At 69.9% G+C, this 13603-nt stretch carries 12 protein-coding genes; 4 read left to right on the top strand and 8 right to left on the bottom strand.

Going from position 1 to position 13603, the window contains the following annotated elements; genetic code table 11:
• The first annotated feature begins 2 nt into the window (after window positions 1–2).
• Window positions 3–830: a metal-dependent hydrolase gene (locus AC1DK9_RS09340; protein WP_476915740.1), complete on the top strand. Its 828-nt coding sequence runs from the start codon at window positions 3–5 to the stop codon at window positions 828–830.
• 75 nt (window positions 831–905) lie between these two features.
• On the opposite strand, the gene AC1DK9_RS09335 is transcribed toward AC1DK9_RS09340, so the two are convergent.
• The 6 genes from AC1DK9_RS09335 to nirB all read right to left on the bottom strand — a co-directional run bounded on the left by AC1DK9_RS09335 (window position 906) and on the right by nirB (window position 7976).
• Window positions 906–1130 carry a hypothetical protein gene (locus AC1DK9_RS09335; RefSeq protein WP_476861762.1) on the bottom strand — a complete coding sequence of 75 codons (225 nt, stop codon included), beginning with the start codon at window positions 1128–1130 and terminating at the stop codon, window positions 906–908.
• A gap of 64 nt (window positions 1131–1194) precedes the next feature.
• A complete protein-coding gene (deoC, locus tag AC1DK9_RS09330; protein ID WP_476861761.1) occupies window positions 1195–1947 on the bottom strand; it encodes a deoxyribose-phosphate aldolase in 753 nt (250 codons plus the stop codon).
• Window positions 1948–2061: 114 nt separating this feature from the next.
• A complete protein-coding gene (locus AC1DK9_RS09325) occupies window positions 2062–2937 on the bottom strand; it encodes an FAD-dependent oxidoreductase (protein ID WP_476915739.1) in 876 nt (291 codons plus the stop codon).
• A 148-nt stretch (window positions 2938–3085) separates the two neighbouring features.
• Window positions 3086–4255, bottom strand: a complete 1170-nt coding sequence (locus AC1DK9_RS09320; RefSeq protein ID WP_476915738.1) for a uroporphyrinogen-III synthase — start codon at window positions 4253–4255, stop codon at window positions 3086–3088.
• A gap of 5 nt (window positions 4256–4260) precedes the next feature.
• Window positions 4261–5286, bottom strand: a complete 1026-nt coding sequence (cobA, locus tag AC1DK9_RS09315; protein WP_476915737.1) for a uroporphyrinogen-III C-methyltransferase — start codon at window positions 5284–5286, stop codon at window positions 4261–4263.
• Window positions 5287–5288: 2 nt separating this feature from the next.
• Entirely contained in the window at window positions 5289–7976 is a 2688-nt protein-coding gene (nirB, locus tag AC1DK9_RS09310) for a nitrite reductase large subunit NirB (RefSeq protein ID WP_476915736.1), read from the bottom strand.
• 297 nt (window positions 7977–8273) lie between these two features.
• On the opposite strand from nirB, the gene nirD reads away from it, so the two are divergent.
• Window positions 8274–8657 carry a nitrite reductase small subunit NirD gene (nirD, locus tag AC1DK9_RS09305; protein WP_476861757.1) on the top strand — a complete coding sequence of 128 codons (384 nt, stop codon included), beginning with the start codon at window positions 8274–8276 and terminating at the stop codon, window positions 8655–8657.
• On the opposite strand, the gene AC1DK9_RS09300 is transcribed toward nirD, so the two are convergent.
• Window positions 8654–10399 (bottom strand): phospho-sugar mutase, encoded by a 1746-nt coding sequence (locus AC1DK9_RS09300; RefSeq protein WP_476915735.1) that lies wholly within the window; start codon window positions 10397–10399, stop codon window positions 8654–8656. The two genes, nirD and AC1DK9_RS09300, sit on opposite strands and share 4 nt — an antisense overlap.
• A 243-nt stretch (window positions 10400–10642) precedes the next feature.
• Between AC1DK9_RS09300 and AC1DK9_RS09295 the strand changes: the two genes are divergently transcribed.
• Complete coding sequence (locus tag AC1DK9_RS09295; protein ID WP_476915734.1) at window positions 10643–11128, top strand: RrF2 family transcriptional regulator; 486 nt, start codon at window positions 10643–10645, stop codon at window positions 11126–11128.
• A 26-nt stretch (window positions 11129–11154) separates the two neighbouring features.
• Here the strand turns inward: AC1DK9_RS09295 and AC1DK9_RS09290 are convergent, their stop codons facing one another.
• Window positions 11155–11973, bottom strand: coding sequence for a purine-nucleoside phosphorylase (locus AC1DK9_RS09290; RefSeq protein ID WP_138769909.1), 819 nt, complete (start codon window positions 11971–11973; stop codon window positions 11155–11157).
• 83 nt (window positions 11974–12056) lie between these two features.
• Here AC1DK9_RS09290 and AC1DK9_RS09285 point away from each other — a divergent pair, with 83 nt between their 5' ends.
• Entirely contained in the window at window positions 12057–13472 is a 1416-nt protein-coding gene (locus AC1DK9_RS09285) for an NAD(P)H-quinone dehydrogenase (protein ID WP_476861753.1), read from the top strand.
• The last annotated feature ends 131 nt before the right edge of the window (window positions 13473–13603 follow it).

Raw genomic sequence — 13603 nt, 5'->3', positions numbered from 1 at the left:
TGATGGGAGGACACCACGCCGCGTCCGGGGCCGCGGCGTGGGTGGCTATTGCCTCGACCGGCCCGTACGCGCTGGGCTGGTATCCGCTGGATCCCACCGGGATCGTGATCGGCGGGATGGCGACGGCGGGCACGGCGCTGGTCTGCGACTGGGACCACCGCTCAAGCACGGTGGCGCACGCGCTGCCGCCGCTCTCGAACCTGATCGCCGTGGGAATCGAGAACGCCTCGGGCGGCCACCGCCAGGGCACGCATTCGGTCATCGGCGCGGCGTTCTTCGTGCTGCTCGCGGCTATGGCCGGGCAGCTCCAGCTGCAGACGGACTGGGGCTTGCTGTCCGTGGGCGCCGGGCTGCTGTGCATGTTCATGATCAACATCGCCGCGAAGGCGTTGAAGCTGTTTCCCAAGTACGGCTGGATCAGCAACTGGGTCTTCGCGCTGGTGATGGCGGGGCTGGTGACCTGGTTCGCGCCGCATCAGTGGTCCTGGCTGCCGGTGTCGATGCTCACCGGCGTCCTGGTGCACATCGTGGGGGACATGATCACCACCGGGGGAGTGCCGCTGCTGTGGCCGCTCGTGGTCAAACCGCCGAAGGTCCTGCGCAGGCTGCCGCTGGTCAAGGACGTCTGGAAAGCCAACGGGGCGTTCTCCATCCCGCTGCTGGGCCGGGCCGGCTCGCGGCGCGAATGGTTCGTGCTGATCCCGGTCAGCGCCTACGCGATGATCGGCATGTTCTCCGCCGGCCTCGCCGTCGCCAAGGGCCACTTCCCGGCCGCGCTCGCGCTGGGGACCGCGCTGGTCAACCGCGTGCTCGCCGTCGTCGGAGGCTAAAGCCCGACGGCGGCGCACGCCGCTTAAATGACTGAAGCCCCGGCGAACCGGGGCTTCAGTTGTTTAAGCGACTATTTAGCTCTCGCCGGCGGAATCCGAGCGGCCGGTGATGGTCTGCGGGATCCAGAACGCGAGGGCGAACAGGATGAGGCAGGCGGCCATCGGCCAGGGGTTGCCCAGGCTGAGGAAGGACAGCGAGTACAGGGCGCCGAAGAACAGGGCCATCATCACGACAAACAGCACGACGCTGGATGCCAGGTTGCTCTCGCCCCGACGGGTCTTGGTGTTGTTGCTGGACATTCGTTCCTCCTCGGCCCCGCGGGGCTCAAAAACTGTGGCGGCAGCGGCTGCGGCCGGCCAGCGGTCAGTACGCGGACGAACCCTGTTCGCCCTTGACGATCGCGATGCCGGAGCTGGCGCCAATACGTGTTGCACCTGCAGCAATCATAGCCTGCGCGTCGGCGAGGGAACGCACGCCGCCCGAGGCCTTGACACCGAGGTCCGGACCCACGGTGCGGCGCATCAGGGTGACGTCTTCCACCGTGGCCCCGCCGCCGTTGAATCCGGTGGAGGTCTTCACGAAGTCCGCGCCCGCTTCGACGGCGGCCTCGCAGGCGAGCACCTTCTGGGCGTCGTCGAGCAGTGCGGTCTCGATGATGACCTTGAGGATGGCGCCGCCGGCGTGCACGGCCTCGGCCACGGCGCGGATGTCATCGACCAGGGCGCCCTTGTCGTTGGCGCGTGCCGCGGCGATGTTGATCACCATGTCGATCTCGTCGGCGCCGTCGAGCACGGCGCCGCGTGCCTCGAAGGCCTTGACGTCGCTCGGCGTGGCGCCCAGCGGGAAGCCGATCACGGAGCAGGTCAGCACGCCGGAACCCCTCAGCGCGGTCTTGACGGCCTTGACCCAGATGGGGTTCACGCAGACGGACTTGAACTGGTATTCGGCCGCCTCGGCGCAGACCTTGAGGACCTCGGCCTCGCTGGCCTCCGGCTTGAGCAGGGTGTGGTCGATGTACGCGGCAATGTTGCCGGCAGTGTTCGCGGCAGTGTTTCCGGCGGTGCCCGCGCGCTCGGTGCCGGCCGCGCCGGCAGCCGTGGTGGCTTCGTTGCTCATGGTGGTCCCTTTCCTGGCGGACCTGGTTCATGCCCGGCCCGGCCTGCTGACACGGCGTGTGTCGTGGCTTCTCAGTGCACCATCTTGCCATAACTGCGCCGGCGGCGGTCCGGCCTATGCCGCCTGGGCGAGGGGCTCCGCGAGGGACGCCTGCAGCAGTGCCGCGGCGCAGACTCCGGCGGCGGAACCGGCGGCGACCAGCAGGCCGAGCCGGACGCCGTCGTACGCCGCCGCGTCGCCGATGGCCCAGATTCCGGGCACCGAGGTGCGGTAGTCCGTACCCACCACGATCCCGCCCTGGGGCGCCGTGGCCAGGCCGGCGGTGGCCGCGAGGCTGTCGCGGGCAATGCGCTCTTCGGCGAGGACCACGAGGTCCCCATTCATGCGGGAGCCGTCCTCGAAGACGATCCCGGCGGCGGGCAGCGCGGAGCCGGCGAGGGTGGGGACGACGGCGGCCGGGCGCAGCGTGGTGCGGACGGGCCGGACGCCGCGGGCCCTGAGGACCGCCTCGGCCTGGCCCGCCGCGGTGCCGGTGCCCACCAGGATGCCCAGCGGCCGGCGCCCCAGGACCCGGGTGACGTCCTTGACGGCGTCGCCGAGGCGGGTGGCGTCATCGATCGTGGAGTAGCTCAGGCAGCGGCCCGCGCCCTCGAGCGGCGCCAGGGCCGGGGTTGAACCGGTGGCGATCACCAGCTGGTCGTAGCTGAACTCGAGGCCGTCCGCGGTGGTGACCCGCCGCTCCACCGCGTCGATGAAGCTGGCTGGCTGCCCGAAGCGGACCGAGACCTGGGGCAGGGCGGCGAGTTCCAGCAGCTCCTCCGGCGCGTCGTCGCGGTTGCTGAGGACCGTGATGCCGCCGGCGAACGGGGTCCGGGTCAGCTGCCGGACCAGGGCCTGGGCCGCCGGGCCGGCTCCGGCAACGACGATCCGCGGCCGGGTCTGGGAGGTGGCGGACACGGTGGAGATGGCGGACGCTTCCGTAACGGACATGTGCTGGCCCTTTCGCTGGTGGGCCGGATGTGGCCCGTGTTCTTGATGTTCCCCAGCGTAGGGGGCCGTTTTTTCGCGGAGGTTACCGCGGTGTTGCGGTATTTTCGAGGTTCGTTCGCCAGTTGTTACCAGTCGGTAATGCCGTGGGTCACAATCGGATCCGGTAGCCGCGCTTGACCACCGTCTCCACCAGGGACCCGTCCGGCAGCGCGGAGCGGAGCCGGCTGACGGTCATGTCCAGGGCGTGGACCGATCCGCGCAGTTCCAGCAGTTCGGAGAGCGCCTCGCGGGACAGCACGGCCCCGCCGGCGCCCAGCAGTGCGCGCAGCAGCAGGAGAGGTGCCGGTGCCAGCTCCACGGCCTCCCCGTCGATCCGCAGCGAGCGGCCGCGCAGCTCCACCGCGCCCGCGGCGGTATCCAGCCGCCGCACGTGGTTCAGGGCCAGGTGTTCGCAGACCAGCCGGATCAGGGCGCCCATCCGGAACCGCTCCGGAACGAGCGGCTGCACGCCGGCGTCGAGCAGCGGCTGGGCGGTGATGGGCCCGACGACGGCGGTGGCCACCGTGGTTTTCAGGCTCTCGATGAGTTGCTTGTAGAGGCCCATCTCATGCGCGGTGCTCCACAGGGCGTCGACGGCGGGGGCACTCGTGAAGGTCAGCACGTCCAGGTTGCCGGCGCAGGCCGCCTCGATCAGCTTCGGCAGCCGGTCCGCGCCGTCGGGCTTGACCCAGCGGTAAGGCGTGACCGTCATGACGTTCGCGCCGGACATCCGCAGCCGTTCCAGCTGGCGGACATCGGTGTAACCGTGCAGCTGCACCGCCACGGTCTTGCCGCGAACGCCCTCGGTGAGCAGCATGTTCACGAGCGTCGCGGTGGTCTCGTCGCTGCTGATCCCGACGTCGGCCAGACCGGCGGCGCGGACGGCGCCGCGGGCCTTGGGCCCGCGGACGAACATCCGGGTGGCGCCGAGGGTTTCCAGCAGTTGCTCGCCGATGCCGAACGTGTCTGCCGCCTCGCACCAGCGGCGCATGCCGTAGGCAGTGGTGGCGATGCAGAGCTCCGGCCGGGCCGCGATGATGGCGCGGGTGTCCTCGATCAGGCTCTGGTCCTCCTGTACCGGGGCGATCTTCAGCGCCGGGGCGTGCAGTACCTCGGCGCCGCGCCGTTCCAGGGCCTCGATCAGGTCCTGGGAGCGGCGGTGGGAGGTTACCCCAATCCGGAAGCCCTCCAGCGGCAGTTCGGTTTTCTCCGCTGCCTCCCCGCCGGCATCTTCCCTGCCCGGAGCGGCGGTGGCGGCCGCGGCTTCCAGTGCACTCACGGCGCTCACGCCCCCGTCAGGGACGCGGCTAGCAGGTCCAGCTCTGCTGCAGCCTCGGCGCAGCCCCGGTTGGCCTCGGCCACCCTCACCACCTCGCCGATCACCAGCACGGCCGGGTTGCTGCAGCCCGCAGCCGCCGTCGTGATGCTGCCCAGCTCGGCGATGGTGGTCCGCTGGCCCGGGCGGTAGCCGCGTTCGACGACGGCCATCGGCATGTCCGGGCGCATCCCGGCGCGGCGCAGGCCCGCGGCGAGGTGGTGTAGCGTGCCGATGCCCATCAGGACCACAATCGTTCCGCCGAGGCCGGCGAGGTGCCGCAGTTCGTCCTCGGTCAGCGGGGCGTGGCCGGAGACCACGGTGAACAGGTGGCTGACGTCCCGGTGCGTGACCGGGATGCCGGCCGCCGCGGGAACCGAGATGGCACTGGTGACTCCCGAGACCACGCGCACGGCTATGCCCGCCCGCACGCAGGCGGACACTTCCTCGCCGCCGCGGCCAAAGACGTACGGGTCCCCGCCCTTGAGCCGGACCACGTTCTTTCCGGCCAGGGCCGCATCGACCATAAGCTCCTCGATGCCCGCCTGGCTGACCTTGTGGTGGCCGGGCCGCTTGCCCACATCCACCAGCTCCGCCGTGGTCAGCGATGGCAGTTCCTGGTACGGGGCGAGGCGGTCGTAGAACACGACGTCGGCGTCCCGCAGCGCCGTCACGGCCGCCACGGTCAGCAGCTCGGTGGTCCCCGGTCCGCCGCCCACCAGGGTGACCTGGCCGGCTGCGCCGGCGGCGGGCTCGGCGGCGACCGGCACCCCGGCCGCGCGGAACCGGTCCAGTCGTGCTGCCCAGCCGGGCTGCCCGTCGTCGACCGCGGCGATCAGGAAGGGCAGGGGACCCACGACCGCCGGGGCATCCGGGCCGGTGAGGCGGCCGACTACGGCTCCGGCGGCCCGGTAGCGCAGGACGGCCTGCCGTGCGGCGGCGTCGGAGCCGGCGACCAGGACAGTCCGGCCGGTGAGTTCGATGCTGAGTTGCATGCTTAGACCCTGCTTTCGGTGGGTTCGCCGGCGGCGGGACCGGCCGACCTGACGGGGATGGTCGTGGCGATCAGCCGGGAGCGCTTCTCTTCCGCAGTGGCGGGGCGCATCTGGCCGCGTTCGTCGGGGACCAAGGTGATGGAATCGTCCTTCTGGTCCGGGGCGTTGACGAAGGACCGGAAGCGGCGCAGCCGCTCGGGGTCTTTCAGGGTGTCGGCCCACTCGTCGACGTAGGTGTCAACGTGCTTGGCCATGGCGGCCTCAAGGTCTTCGGCGATGCCCAGGGTGTCGTGCACCACCACGTCCTCGACGTGCCGGATGCCGCCGTCGAGCTCTTCCTGCCAGCGTGCCGTGCGCTGCAGGCGGTCGGCGGTGCGGATGTAGTACATGGAGTACCGGTCGATGTACCGGACAAGGGTTTCGTCGTCGAGGTCCTTGGCCAGCAGCTGGGCGTGTGCCGGCGTGGCCCCGCCGTTGCCGCCGACGTAGAGGTTCCAGCCGTCCGCGGTGGCGATCACGCCCACGTCCTTGCCCCGGGCCTCGGCGCATTCACGGGCGCAGCCGGAAACGCCCATCTTCAGCTTGTGCGGGCTGCGCAGGCCGCGGTAGCGCAGCTCGAGCCGGATGGCCATGGCCACCGAGTCCTGGACTCCGAAGCGGCACCAGGTGGAGCCGACGCAGGACTTCACGGTGCGCAGGCTCTTGCCGTACGCCTGCCCGGATTCGAACCCGGCGTCCACGAGCAGCTTCCAGATTTCCGGCAACTGCTCCAGCCGGGCACCGAACATGTCGATCCGCTGGCCGCCGGTGATCTTGGTGTAGAGGCCGTACTGCTCGGCTACGGCTGCGATCACGCCGAGTTTCTTCGGGGTGATCTCGCCGCCGGCGATGCGGGGAACCACCGAGTAGGTCCCGTCCTTTTGCATGTTGGCGAGGGCGCGGTCGTTGGTGTCCTGCAGGGTGCCGCGGCCGGCGTCGAGCACGTAGGCGCTGTTCTGGCTGGCCAGGATGTTCGCGATGGTGGGCTTGCAGATGTCGCAGCCGTCGCCGCTGCCGTACCTGGCCATGATTTCCTCGAAGGAGGCCAGTTCCAGGACACGGATGGCGTCGAAGAGTTCCTGCCGGGACAGCTCGATGTGTTCGCACAGTGCCTTGGAGACCTCGACGCCGGACTTGGTGAGTTCGCTTTCGAGCAGCTTCTTGAGCATTGGGACGCAGGAACCGCAGCTGGTCCCGGCACGGGTGCAGCCCTTGAGTTCACCGAGTTCCCGGACCGGGGCGCTGCCCTCGCAGGCGCCGCAGCCGTTGACGGCGTCGCGGATGGTTCCGGCTGCCACGTTGTTGCAGGAACACAGGATGGCGTCGTCCGGCAGTTCGGCCTCCAAGGCTTCGCCCCCGCTGCCGCCGGCCGCGGTGAGGTAGGCGCCCGGTTCCGCGGCCAGCTCCCGGCCGAGCATGGGGCGCAGCGAGGTGTAGGGGGTGGCGTCGCCGACGAAGATGCCGCCGAGGAGCGTCTTGGCGTCGTCCGTGGTGACGATCTTCTGGTAGACGCCGCGGGCCGGGTCCGCGTACACAATCTCGAGCGCATGCTCGGTCTTTGCGAAGGCGTCGCCGAAGCTGGCGACGTCGACGCCGGAGAGCTTCAGCTTGGTGGCGGTATCGAACCCCGGGAAGGTCGCATCGCCGCCGTGCAGCCGGTCCGCGACGATTTCGGCCATCGTGTTGGCTGGTGCCACGAGGCCCAGGCACATGCCGCCGAAGTTGGCCACCTCGCCGATCGCCCAGACGCCGGGTACCTCCGTGGAGCAGTCGTCGGAGATCACGACGCCGCCGCGCGGGCCGAGCTCGAACAGTTGCTGCGCAGCCTCGGCGGCCCGGAACAGCTCGTCGCGGGGCTTGACGCCGATCGCGACGATCACGATGTCGGCATCGATGGTGCGGCCGTCCGCCATCAGGACCCCGGTGACCTGGCCGGCGTCGTCGGCCAGGACCTCGGCGGGAAAGACCCCGCCGTGGACGGTGAAGCCCTTAGCCTCGATGAGCCGGCCGAGCGCCTGCCCGGCGCCCTCGTCCAGCTGGGTGTTCATCAGCCAGGGCGAGCCGTTGATGACGATCGGTACGGCGCCGAGCTGTTCGGTGCCGGCTGCGGATTCGAGGCCCAGCAGCCCGCCGCCGATCGTGACGGCGTTGACCCGGCGGCCAAGCTTTGCGGTGAGGTCCGCGATCGCCTGGTTGATGGCCCGGACGTCCTCGAGGGTTCGGTAGACGTGGGTGAGTTCGGCGCCGGGGATGGGCAGCCGGGCGGCGTCGGAGCCGGTCGCGACCACCAGCTCGTCGTACGGGTAGGCGGCGCCGGCGGCGGTCACCACGGTTTTCGCTGCGGTGTCGATGCCGGTGACGCGCTCGCCGGTCATGAGTGTGAGGCCGGGGTGCTCCCACATCGACGCGCTGCCCAGGGTGAGGTCCACGTCGCCGTCCGTGAGCGCTTTGCTGAGCGCGACGCGGTCGTAGGGCAGGTGGGCTTCCTCGGTGAGGACGGTGACCTGCCAGCCGTCGAGGCCGCGGGCGTGCATGGCCTCGGCAAAGCGGTGCGCCGCGGGTCCGCCGCCGGCGACGACGACGCGGCGGGGGATCTGCCGGGACTCCGGCCGGGGAGAAGCGTTTTCGGGGCTGGCGGTCTGTCCGGTCACGGGTGGCCTTTCGTTGGGCCGCAGGCGGTGCTCTGCAACGGTTCGATCCAGCTGCATCGATGGACGGCTGCGTTCAGCAGCGTCGATCGGCTGGTCCGTTCAGCCTAGGGACGGGCAGTTTCGCTTCAGTTTCCCTTTTGTTTCGTAGTCTTAACTTCTGCATCACGGCTGCGTTTCGGGCCGAGTGAGCTCCCTTTTACGCGCCGGACACATTGGCAGCACGTCGTTGAAACACCGCGGGCCTAGCGTGGGGGCATGGCCGCAGCCGTGGCCAGGAATCTTTGAGAGGGGCCGGACATGACAGCCGTACTGGAAAGCGCAGCCCGCAGCTTCGTGGAGCGAACCGCCGGTGGAGGCAGAACAGCCTGGCACCGGGTGTGCGCGGTCGCGGATTTGGAGCCCGGCTGGGGCGAGGCCGCGCTGATCGCCGGGCACCAGCTCGCCGTGATCCGCACGGCGGCCGGTGCGGTTTTCGCCGTCGAGCATGCCGACCCGGCCACCGGCGCCCACGTTATGGCCCGCGGCATCACGGGCTCGCGCGGGAACCGGCCCACGCTGGCCTCGCCGCTGCATAAGGAGGTCTACGACCTCGGAACGGGGGAGTGCCTGGGCACCCCGGAACTGCGCCTGGGCACCTACGCCGTCCGGATCACGGACGGCTTCGTCGAAGTGGAGCTCTAGAGCCCCAGCGCCTCGCGCACGTCGGCCAGGACGGCGTCCAGGGCCGCGCGGGCCTCGAGCCGCGCCTCCGGCAGTTCGGCGGCGGACCCGACGCTGCGGATCACCTCGAGGTAGCACTTGAGCTTCGGTTCGGTGCCGCTGGGGCGGATGATGACGCGGCTGCGGTCCTTCGTCAGGTAGAGCAGCCCGTCGGTGGGCGGGAGCTGTTCGCTGCCCTCGGCCAGGTCCGCGGCGGTTTCGACGGCGGATCCGCCGAAGGAGTCCGGCGGGCTGACCCGCAGGCGGTTCATCATGGCGTCCAGCAGGCCCAGGTCCGCGACCCGGATGCTCAGCTGGTCGCTCGCATGCAGGCCATGGACGAGGTAGAGCTCGTCCAGCGTGTCAAAGATGGTCTTGCCCTCGGCCTTCGCGGCGGCGGCGAGCTCGGCGATCAGGACCGCTGCCGAGATGCCGTCCTTGTCCCGCACCAGTGACGGTGCCACGCAGTAGCCCAGCGCCTCCTCGTAGCCGTAGAGCAGCCCCGGAACGCGGGCGATCCACTTGAAACCGGTGAGGGTTTCCTCGTGGGCGTAGCCGGCGGCGGCGGCAATGCGGGCCAGCAGCCGGGAAGAGACGATCGAATTGGCGAAGACGCCGGTTGCGGCGCCGGCGCCGTCGTCCGTGGCCAGCCGGGCCACGACGTGCGCACCCAGCAGGGCCCCCACTTCGTCCCCGCGCAGCATCCGCCAGGCTCCGGTGTCCGGGTCCTTCGCGGCAACCGCGGCGCGGTCGGCGTCCGGATCGTTGGCGATCACAATGTCAGCGTCAACCCGCGCGGCCGTTTCCAGCGCCAGGTCCAGCGCGCCGGGCTCCTCCGGATTGGGGAAGTTCACGGTGGGGAAGTCGGGGTCTGGTTCGGCCTGCTCGGCGACCAGCGTGACGTCGGCGAACCCCGCGGCCTTGAGCACGGCGACGGCCGTTTCGCCGCCCACGCCGTGCATGGGGGTCAGCACAATCTTCAGCTCGCGGGCCGGGAAGCGCTCCGGCAGCGCGAGCCCGGCCACGGCGGCTTCATAGTCGGCGGCGATGGAGGGATCCAGCACCGTCCAGCCGTCGGCAGCCAGGTTAATCGAGTCCAGTTCGCCGACGGCGTCGATCCGGGCGGCGATGAGCGCATCGTAAGGCGCCACGATCTGGGCCCCGCGGCCGCTTTCCTCGACGGCGTAGCGGCCGAGGTAGACCTTGTAGCCGTTGTCCTGCGGCGGGTTGTGGCTGGCGGTGACCATCACGCCGCCGTCGCAGTCCAGGGCGCGGACCGCATAGGCCAGCAGCGGCGTGGGCAGCGCGGCCGGCATCAGGAAGGTCTCGATGCCCGCGGCGGTGAAGATGGCGGCGGTCTCTTCGGCGAAGATGTCCGAGTTGTAGCGGGCGTCGTAGCCGACGACGGCGCGCGGCCGGGTCCCCTGGGCGGCCTGCTCGACGGCGCTCCCGAGGAATGCGGCGAGGCCGGCCGCGGCGCGGCGGACCACGACGCGGTTCATCCGGTTCGGCCCGGCGCCGAGGGCCGCGCGCAGCCCAGCGGTGCCGAACTGGAGCGTGCCGCTGAAGCTGTCCGCCAGCTCCTGGCGGGCTCCTGCAATTCCCTCGTCGGCAAGGCGGACCAGCTCGGTCAGCGCGGCGGCGGTCGCGGGATCCGGGTCCTGCGCTGCCCAGGTGCGGGCGTCGCTCAACAGTTGGGCCAATGCGGCATCGGAAGACGTCATGGGTACCAAACTAGCGTCAAATCCGGGACCGGCGCGCCCCGACAAGCGCTGCCGGGGCTTACAGTTCCATCACACCTGGGCATGCTGAGGGGCGCGAGTTGACACTTCGCGGCAGTGTTTCCGGCCTGCACCGCCGTGAACTGTCACCTCGGCGCAGGTCTTCCGAAGGATCGGCTCAAGACCGGCTCGAACGGAGCCGCGGGTCATTGACACCCAATTTTCCGGACACGTAGCGTCTTGAATATGAAAATGGGGCGGGGAGTGGAATGGGCCGTGCACTCGTGCGTCAACATGTCTTGGACGCCCCCGGGGGAGGCCGTGAACAGTGCCCGGCTGGCAGCCCTGTACCAGCTCCCCGCGGCGTACCTGAACAAGCAGCTGCAGGCCTTGGTCCGCGCCGGGATCCTGACCTCGGTCTCGGGCCCGCGCGGCGGCTTCCACCTGGCGCGCAGGCCGGAGAACATCACGGTGCTGGATGTGGTGCTGGCGCTGGAGGGGCATGAACCGGTTTTCCGCTGCGAAGCCATCCTTGGCGACGTCCCGGAGGCTGACCAGGACGAGAACTTTGTCCGGACCTGCCTGATTTCCCAGACGATGCGGCAGGCGGAGCTGGCCTGGCGGCAGGCGCTGGCGCGGCAGACCATTGCCGGGATCGCCGACTCGATGGAGCGTCGGCTCCCCGGCGACCGCGACAAGACAGTCCGGCTGCTCGCGGCCGGACCCGGCTGAGGCTCCAGCAGGCTCCGCCGAAAGGATCAGAGCTTGGCGATGATCTCCGCGAGCAGCTTGGAGATGCGCGGGCCCGCGGCCTGGCCGGCTTCGAGGACCTCGGCGTGGCTCAGCGGGACCGGGCTGATGCCGGCGGCGAGGTTGGTTACCAGCGAGATGCCGAAGACCTCCATGCCTGCGTGGCGGCCGGCGATGGCCTCCAGTGCGGTGGACATGCCCACCAGGGACGCGCCGATCCGCTTGGCGTACTGCACCTCCGCCGGCGTCTCGTAGTGCGGGCCGGTGAATTGGGCGTAGACGCCTTCGTCCAGGCTGGGATCCACCTCGCGGGCCAGTCCGCGGATCCGCGAGGAGTACAGGTCGGTGAGGTCCACGAAGGTGGCGCCTTCAAGCGGTGAGGTGGCGGTGAGGTTGATGTGGTCGCTGATCAGCACGGGGGTACCGGGCGCCCACTCCTCGTTCAGGCCTCCGCAGCCGTTGGTGAGGACCAGCGTCTTGCAGCCCGCGGCGGCAGCGGTGCGCACGCCGTGAACTACCGCGCGGACGCCCTTGCCCTCGTAATAGTGCGTGCGGGCGCCCAGCACCAGGGCGCGCTTGCCCTCGCGGGTGAGGACCGAGCGGATGGTGCCCACATGGCCCACCACGGAGGGGGAGGAGAAGCCGGGGACCTCGTCGGCGGAAAGCGTGGCAGTGGTTTCGCCGATCAGTTCGGCCGCGTCGCCCCAGCCCGAGCCGAGCACCAGCGCAACGTCGTGGCTGTCGACGCCGGTCTCTTCGGCGATGTAGTCGGCGGCGGCGCGGGCGGCGTCGAAGGGATCCGTGTTCAGGAATTCTGTATTACTCACTGGTACAAGCTACCGTGCCGCTACCGCCCAGCCCAGCATCCTTTATTGGTGGCGTCGGTCCGGATGATGGACAATGGATGATTGTGACTACGCATCCCGATTTCAGCGCACCCCGAATCGCAATTCTCGGCGGAGGGCCCGGTGGCTACGAAGCCGCCATGGTAGCCGCCTCCCTGGGAGCCCAGGTCACCATTATTGAGCGCGCCGGACTCGGCGGATCGGCGGTGCTGACCGACGTCGTGCCGTCCAAGACCCTGATCGCGACGGCGGACCTGATGACCCGCGTGGGGGAGGCCGGCGAGCTGGGCGTCAAGTTCGACCTCGACGGCGGCGACTGCACCCCAACGATGCGCGCGGACCTCAAGCACATCAACGACCGCCTGCTGGGCCTGGCCCGGCAGCAGTCCTCGGACATCCAGAAGGGCCTGGAGGGCCAGGGCGTCCGCATCCTGCTCGGCTCCGGCAAGATGCTGGACAACCACACGATCGAGGTCCTCACCGCCGAGGGCACCGAAACCATCGAAGCCGATGCCATCCTGCTCGCCGTCGGCGCCCACCCGCGCGAACTGCCCACGGCCCGGCCGGACGGCGAACGCATCCTGAACTGGGCCCAGATCTACAACCTGGACGAGCTCCCCGAGGAACTGATCGTGGTCGGCTCCGGCGTCACCGGTGCCGAATTCGCCTCCGCGTATAACGGCCTGGGCTCCAAGGTCACCCTGATTTCCTCCCGCGACCGGGTGCTGCCCGGCTCGGACACAGACGCTGCCGAGGTGCTGGAAGGCGTCTTCGAGCGCCGCGGCGTGAAGGTGCTCTCCCGCGCCCGCGCCGAGACCGTGGAACGCACCGACGACGGCGTCGTCGTCACCCTCGGCGACGGCTCCAAGGTCACCGGAAGCCACTGCCTGGTGGCCGTGGGCTCCATCCCCAATACCGCTGGAATCGGCCTCGAGGAGGCCGGTGTCGCGCTGACCGAGAGCGGCCACATCAAGGTCGACGGCGTCTCCCGCACCACCGCGCCTAACATCTACGCCGCGGGCGACTGCACCGGCGTGCTGGCCCTCGCCTCGGTCGCTGCCATGCAGGGACGCATCGCGATCGCGCACTTCCTCGGCGACAGCGTCACCCCGCTCAAGCTGCACCAGGTGGCCTCGAACATCTTCACCTCCCCGGAAATCGCCAACGTCGGCGTCTCCGAGGCGGAGATCGACTCCGGCAAGTACCAGGGCGACGTCGTGAAGCTCTCGCTGCGCAGCAACGCCCGCGCCAAGATGCGCAACCACAAGGACGGCTTCATCAAGATCTTCGCCCGCAAGGGCTCCGGCACCGTGATCGGCGGCGTCGTGGTGGGACCGAACGCCTCCGAGCTGATTTTCGCGATCTCCCTCGCGGTGACGCAGAAGCTGCACGTCGACGACGTCGCCAGCACCTTCACCGTGTACCCCTCGCTCAGCGGCTCCATCTCCGAGGCGGCCCGGCGGCTGCACGTCCACATGTAGCTAGTGCCCTCTTTCGGGCTGGCAAAGGGAGGAACCAGCGGACGCGTCCGCCGGTTCCTCCCTTTTTCGTCTCCCGCCGGCGGGCCCCCGCCAGCAGATGTTTACACGCTGACACTATTTGCATATAGTGT

The sequence above is a fragment of the Arthrobacter sp. 01T414 genome, from assembly GCF_056398965.1.
This window is presented reverse-complemented; position numbering and strand designations above follow the sequence as displayed.

What these genes read in the sequence shown, in the direction of transcription:
- AC1DK9_RS09340 (WP_476915740.1), top strand. Translation starts at nt 3, where the DNA reads ATGGGAGGACACCACGCCGCGTCCGGGGCCGCGGCGTGGGTGGCTATT.
- AC1DK9_RS09335 (WP_476861762.1), bottom strand. Translation starts at nt 1,130, where the DNA reads ATGTCCAGCAACAACACCAAGACCCGTCGGGGCGAGAGCAACCTGGCA.
- deoC (WP_476861761.1), bottom strand. Translation starts at nt 1,947, where the DNA reads ATGAGCAACGAAGCCACCACGGCTGCCGGCGCGGCCGGCACCGAGCGC.
- AC1DK9_RS09325 (WP_476915739.1), bottom strand. Translation starts at nt 2,937, where the DNA reads ATGTCCGTTACGGAAGCGTCCGCCATCTCCACCGTGTCCGCCACCTCC.
- cobA (WP_476915737.1), bottom strand. Translation starts at nt 5,286, where the DNA reads ATGCAACTCAGCATCGAACTCACCGGCCGGACTGTCCTGGTCGCCGGC.
- nirD (WP_476861757.1), top strand. Translation starts at nt 8,274, where the DNA reads ATGACAGCCGTACTGGAAAGCGCAGCCCGCAGCTTCGTGGAGCGAACC.
- AC1DK9_RS09300 (WP_476915735.1), bottom strand. Translation starts at nt 10,399, where the DNA reads ATGACGTCTTCCGATGCCGCATTGGCCCAACTGTTGAGCGACGCCCGC.
- AC1DK9_RS09295 (WP_476915734.1), top strand. Translation starts at nt 10,643, where the DNA reads ATGAAAATGGGGCGGGGAGTGGAATGGGCCGTGCACTCGTGCGTCAAC.